The sequence below is a fragment of the Mesorhizobium sp. genome, from assembly GCF_004962925.1.
Classification (GTDB): Bacteria; Pseudomonadota; Alphaproteobacteria; order Rhizobiales; family Rhizobiaceae; genus Mesorhizobium.
On record NZ_SUEO01000003.1, the window covers coordinates 57337 to 63516 of the forward strand.

At 63.4% G+C, this 6180-nt stretch carries 4 protein-coding genes; 3 read left to right on the forward strand and 1 reads right to left on the reverse strand.

Annotated elements, in window-relative coordinates:
- Both E5W87_RS01820 and E5W87_RS01825 read left to right on the forward strand, forming a co-directional pair.
- A partial coding sequence (locus E5W87_RS01820; protein ID WP_292393413.1) for a DUF1989 domain-containing protein occupies positions 1 to 2353 on the forward strand: 2353 nt, incomplete at its 5' end.
- 287 nt (positions 2354 to 2640) lie between these two features.
- The gene (locus E5W87_RS01825) at positions 2641 to 4350 is read left to right on the forward strand and encodes an APC family permease (RefSeq protein ID WP_292393415.1); all 1710 of its coding nucleotides are present in this window, start codon (positions 2641 to 2643) and stop codon (positions 4348 to 4350) included.
- 392 nt (positions 4351 to 4742) lie between these two features.
- Here the strand turns inward: E5W87_RS01825 and E5W87_RS01830 are convergent, their stop codons facing one another.
- On the reverse strand, positions 4743 to 5660 hold the full coding sequence (locus E5W87_RS01830) for an NADP-dependent oxidoreductase (protein ID WP_292393417.1): 918 nt from the start codon (positions 5658 to 5660) through the stop codon (positions 4743 to 4745).
- Positions 5661 to 5768: 108 nt separating this feature from the next.
- Between E5W87_RS01830 and E5W87_RS01835 the strand changes: the two genes are divergently transcribed.
- The coding region (locus E5W87_RS01835; RefSeq protein ID WP_292393419.1) for a winged helix-turn-helix domain-containing protein at positions 5769 to 6180 on the forward strand (412 nt) is incomplete at its 3' end.

Consider the following 6180-nt stretch of genomic DNA (forward strand, 5'->3'; position numbering starts at 1 on the left):
CCCCGCCGTTGCAGCCGGACCGCCCCGGCCCAGCTTCATCCTTAGGCCCGGCCAGATCGCGCTGCCGGCTGGCATGGAGCGCTATTCCGTCCAAGGCAATGGCGCGGTGCTCATCGATGTCGAAGCCGGTGACACCATCACCGTACGCAATGTCGAGGGCGGGCAGGCCTGCGAGTTGCTGGCATGGGACAAGAGCGGCATGGCCGACGCCGGCATTTTCGGCGAAAAATCGAACAGCAATGCCGCCGGCATCAAGGCGCTGCTGGCCGATGGCGACGACAGCCTCGCTTCCTTGCGCCCGGGGCTGGAGCGACGTCAGGTGCAGCTTGATCAGGCAAAGGCGGTTCGCGTGTTCGGCGGCGCCACCCCTGCCAGCATCGAACAGAGCTTTACCGTCGCCCGCGACGGGTCAATGCTGATTGCCGCACCGGGCGGGCCGATGCTGGTCGACGGCCATAACACGGCGACGCCGCTCAGCGTCATCGTCCGCCGCGCCACGATCCGTCCGGCGGCGAAGTCCAAGCTTGGCGACCCGCTGGCCGATCCGGTGCTCGACCTGCGCGTCCATTCGGCGACTGCGGAATCCTATTTCGTTAGAGCTGGCGACTATCTGCAGATCGTCGATGTCGACGGGCGTCAATGCACGGACTTCCAGTGCTTTTCGGCGCGCAAGCTCGACAAGGGACGCGATCATCCGCTCGACGTGACGACGACCCGCACGCTGATGGGCTCGAGCTATCCGATGCCCGGCCTGCACTCGAAATATTACGACCAGGACATGGAGCCGCTGGTCGAAGTGGTGCAGGACACATGCGGCCGGCACGATGCGTTCGCGCTCGCTTGCGCGGCCAAATATTACGACGACATCGGCTATCCCGGCCACGTCAACTGCTCAGAGAATTTCAACCGCGCGCTGGCCGACAAGGGCGTCACGCCTCGCGCGGGCTGGATGGCGATCAACTTCTTCTTCAACACGGCGATCGACGCGCATGGCGTCATGGTGTCGGACGAGCCGTGGTCGCGGCCGGGCGACTACGTGCTGCTGCGGGCGCTGACCGACATAGTCTGCGTCTCCTCCGCCTGCCCTGACGACACGACGCCGGCCAATGGCTGGAACCTGACCGACATCCATGTGCGGACCTATTCCGGCCAGCACAAATTCTCGCGAGCGATCGCCAAACGCATGACGCCCGATTCGGAACCGAAAATGACCCGCGAGACATCCTTTCATTCGAGCTTTGCCAAGCACACCCGCGACTTCGTCGAGTACAGGGGCTATTGGCTGGCCAACTCCTTCGCCAAGCAAGGCCCCATCGACGAATACTGGGCCTGCCGGCAGGACGCGGTGATCATGGACCTGTCGCCGCTGCGCAAATTCGAGGTCACCGGACCGGATTCGGAAGCGCTGCTGCAATACACGCTGACCCGCGACGTGAAGAAACTCGGCGTCGGCCAGGTCGTCTATTCCGCGATGTGCTACGAGCATGGCGGCATGATCGACGACGGCACGCTGCTCAGGCTCGGCAAGGATAATTTCCGCTGGATCGGAGGCGACGATCTTTCCGGCGAATGGCTGCGCGAGACGGCAAAGAGCCTTGGCCTGAACGTGCTTGTGCGTTCGTCGACCGACCAGATGCACAATGTCGCCGTGCAAGGGCCGAAAAGCCGCGACATCCTCAAAAAGATCATCTGGACCTCGCCGTTGCAGCCGTCGATCGAGGAGCTCGAATGGTTTCGCTTCGCCGTTGCCCGCATTGGCGACGGCAACGGCATTCCAGTCGTCGTCTCGCGCACCGGCTACACCGGCGAGCTCGGCTACGAGATCTGGTGCCATCCACGCGACGCCGAAAAGGTGTTCGACGCCATCTGGGAGGCCGGCCAGCCGCACGGCTTGAAACCGATGGGGCTGCAGGCGCTCGACATGGTGCGCATCGAGGCCGGGCTGATCTTTGCCGGCTATGAATTTTCCGATCAGACCGATCCATTCGAGGCCGGCATCGGCTTCACCGTCCCGCTGAAGACCAAGGCCGACGATTTCGTCGGCCGCGAGGCGCTGATCCGGCGCAAGGAAAACCCGCAGAAGAAACTGGTCGGCCTCGAAATCGACGCCAATGTCGCGGTCGGGCATGACGATTGCGTCCACGTCGGCCGCGCTCAGATCGGCGAGGTCACTTCGAGCATGCGTTCGCCCGTGCTGAACAAGAACATCGCGCTGGCCAGGCTCGATGTCACCCATTCCGCCATCGGCACCGAGGTCGAGATCGGCAAGCTCGACGGCCACAGCAAGCGGCTGCCGGCGCGGGTCGTGGCCTTCGCCCATTACGACCCGCAGAAGGTCAGACCGCGCTCCTGACGCCGGTTTCAAGGGAACGCGAATGGCGCAAGCCATACCCGCGCAAAGTCGATTTCTCGCCTGAAATCAGCTGGCGGCGAGTGCCGTCGGCGCATGTTCTACATCTGCGATGTGCACAGCTTCACAAAATGCTTGACGTGAAAGCGTGACGGATCAATCTTCACTGCTAAGAAAAAAATACTACTGAGCGGAAAATGACTGAGGTCGTTCAACGCGTGCGTCGGTGACGCATCGCGAGGTGTCGGCCGTCGCCGATGGGGAACATCAAAAATGGGGAATTCACGTAAATGAGCACGATAGTCTCTGCCTTGGTGCCGCCTGCCGAAGGGAAGCTGCACCGGAACATCGATTGGCGCGGCGCCTTCTGGGTGGCAAGCGGCGTTCCCGCCCTTGTGCTGTTTTCGATCGGCGGCATTGCCGGCACGACCGGGAAGCTGGCCTTCCTGATCTGGGCTGTGTCCATGATCATGGGCTTCCTGCAATCCTTCACCTATGCCGAGATCGCCGGCCTGTTTCCGAACAAGTCCGGCGGCGCCTCTATCTATGGCGCCACCGCCTGGCTGCGTTATTCCAAGTTCATCGCGCCGCTTTCGGTGTGGTGCAACTGGTTCGCCTGGTCGCCGGTGCTGTCGCTCGGCTGTTCGATCGCCGCCGCCTACATCCTCAACGCGCTGGCGCCGGTGCCGCTGTTTACCGACACCTCGCCGGAAGTCGCCGCCTATATCGCGGCTCATGCCGGAACGAGTGCCGCCGACGCCATCACGGCGGTGACCGCGGCCGCCACACCGGCGATCCGAAACTGGACGCTCTACGGGCACACGCTGGGTCCGGTCTCCTTCACCTTCAACGCCACCTTCTTCATCGGCGCGGTTCTGATGCTGATCATCTTCTCCATCCAGCATCGCGGCATCCTGGGCACGGCCAATGTGCAGAAATATATCGGCCTGTTCGTGATCATCCCGATGCTGATCGTCGGCGTCGTGCCGATCGTCACCGGCCAGATAGACTGGGCGAACTTTTCGCCGCTGGTGCCGCTGGCCGCCGCCTACGCGCCGGAGCCCGGGGCGTGGAACATCGCCGGCTGGACGCTCGTTCTCGGCGGCATGTTCATCGCCGCCTGGTCCACCTACGGTTTTGAGACCGCCGTCTGCTACACGTCCGAGTTCAAGAATCCCGGCACCGACACCTTCAAGGCGATCTTCTATTCCGGTCTGCTGTGCATGCTGCTGTTCATCCTGGTGCCGTTCACCTTCCAGGGCGTGCTCGGCTTGAACGGCATGCTGGCGACCCCGATCGTCGATGGCTCCGGCGTTGCCGATGCACTGGCCGGAATGGTCGGCGGCGGACAGCTCATCCACAGCCTTCTGGTGATGCTGATGATCCTGGCGCTAGTGCTGTGCATCATGACGGCGATGGCGGGTTCCTCGCGCACGCTCTATCAGGGCTCGGTTGATGGCTGGCTGCCGCGCTATCTCAGCCATGTCAACGAGCATGGCGCCCCGACGCGGGCGATGTGGACCGACCTGATCTTCAACCTGATCGTGCTGGCCATCGCTTCGGCCGATGCGACCAGCTTCTTCTTCATCCTCGCCGTGTCGAATTGCGGATACATCATCTTCAACTTCCTCAACCTCAACGCCGGATGGATCCACCGCATCGACAACGGCCATATCGCGCGGCCGTGGAAGGCACCGAGCTGGCTGCTTGGCCTCGGTGCCATTCTTGCCTATGTCAACATGATCTTCATGGGCGCCGGTGCAAAGATCTGGAACCCGATGGCACTGTGGGCAGGGCTGATCACGGCTGCCCTCATCATCCCGGTGTTCTGCTTCCGGCATTACATCCAGGACAAGGGCAAATTCCCCGACCACATGCTGGCTGATCTCGGCATGACGTCGTCCGATCTCGCCGTCAGAAAGGCGGGGATCCTGCCATATTTGACGCTGATCGCCGGCGTGGTGGTGATGCTTCTCGCCAACTGGCTGTTCATCATCTGATATCTACCTGAAAAGGTCGAGCGCGCATCGGCGCGCTCGACCTCGTACAAATGCTCGCCCGCGCCCGGCGCCTAGGGTCAAAACCCGATCCCTCCGAACGACCGGCTCAACGCGTTACGGACCTTCCCTTGGGGCGGCTCGACGGCAGGCTGTGACTCGAAGCCGAGGTCGCGCTGCCAATAAAGGGATGTCAGCTACGCGCCGCATCTCAGCCGCAGAGCCGCGCAATCATGGTACCTGAAAACGGACATCGTACAGACTGAGCCCGTTCGACATCTCATGCCAGGGGGCCATGGGTAGTTTCCCAGGCTGCCACCGGCGCGTCTGATAGGACGCAGCCGGCCGATCTGGACAGCGCCGGCCGGCCGCGTGCATCGATAGGCGCGTGTCGCTCACGGACGAACGCGGATGATCGTCTTCCCCGAGCGTCGCTCGGTCGGGTTGAAGGCGGAAACGGCATCGTCGAGGGTCGAGATGTTGCCGATGTTCGTCCGCAGTCGTCCGTCCCGCACCCGCTGGACAATCTCACCCAGTTGGGCACGATCGGACTCGACAACGAAGTCGACCGCCAGGCCATTGGCGGGCCGCGCGTCGGGCGGCCCGACGACGGTCACCAGTGTTCCCCCGGCTCGAATCAGGCCCGCGGACCGCTTCTGGATGTCGCCGCCGATGACATCGAACACCAGATCGACTCCACCGACGTCTTCCAGGGCGTCGTTCTCGAGGTCGATGAATTCATTTGCGCCGAAATCCAGCGCCTTCTGACGGTCGGCGGCGCGTCCCGTGCCGATGACATAAGCGCCGGCCTCTCGTGCGAGTTGCGTCACCATCGAACCGACTGCGCCGGCCGCGCCGTGCGTCAGGACGCTCTGCCCCGCCTGAAGACGGCCGTGCTGGAATAGTCCCTGCCACGCGGTCAGACCCGATATTGGCAAGCTCGCGCCCACCGTGAACTCGACGTCGCCTGGCAGCGGCGCGAGGTTGCGTGCCTCCATGGCTATATACTCCGCCAGTGTGCCGTCGCGATACCAGTCTGCGAGACCGAACACACGCTGTCCTACTGAAAGACCCGTGGTGCCATAGCCGAGCGCGGTGACCACTCCGGCCAACTCGTGCCCAGGGATCGACGGTTTTCGGTCACTGTCGCGTCGATCAGTCCAGGTCGAGGGCCACGTCAGCTCAGTCGGGACGAACCCAGACGCATGTACCCGAACGACGACGTCATTTATCGCTGCCTGCGGCTCCGGCCGGTCCAGCAGCGTCATCCCTGCCGTTCCCGCAGCCTGGTCCGTTACGACGATTGCCTTCATGAGAGTTGTCTCCTCGATCATTTGTCACGTGGCGATGGCCGATAGATGTGGCCGGCTGTGGTCATGAAACAGGACCAAGATTGGCGGGAATGATGGTACCATTGCGCCATGGCTGCTTTGCCCATCGATCTCGACCGCGCCGCAAGGACGCCGCTTACGACGCAGATCTACCTGGCGGTCCGGGACGCCATCGAGACGGGACGGCTAGACCCGGGAGCAAAGCTTCCTTCCTGGCGTGATATGGCCGCACAGCTCGGCGTCTCGCGCGGCACCGTACGCGTCGCGTACCAGCGCCTCATCGACGAGCAGTTCGCTGTCGGCGCCGGCGCGGCGGGCACCCGCGTCGCCAAGCGCCCGTCGCCTTCGTCGTCGCCCTTGTCGTCGCCAGACGTGCCGCCCCTGCCGGAGCTGTTCCATACCTATGGAACACCGCCCCTGCCGTTCCAGATGGGCGTGCCCTCGCAAGATGCCTTTCCGTTCAAGCTGTGGTCGCGCGTCGTCGCGCGAGCGGCGCGGCGGG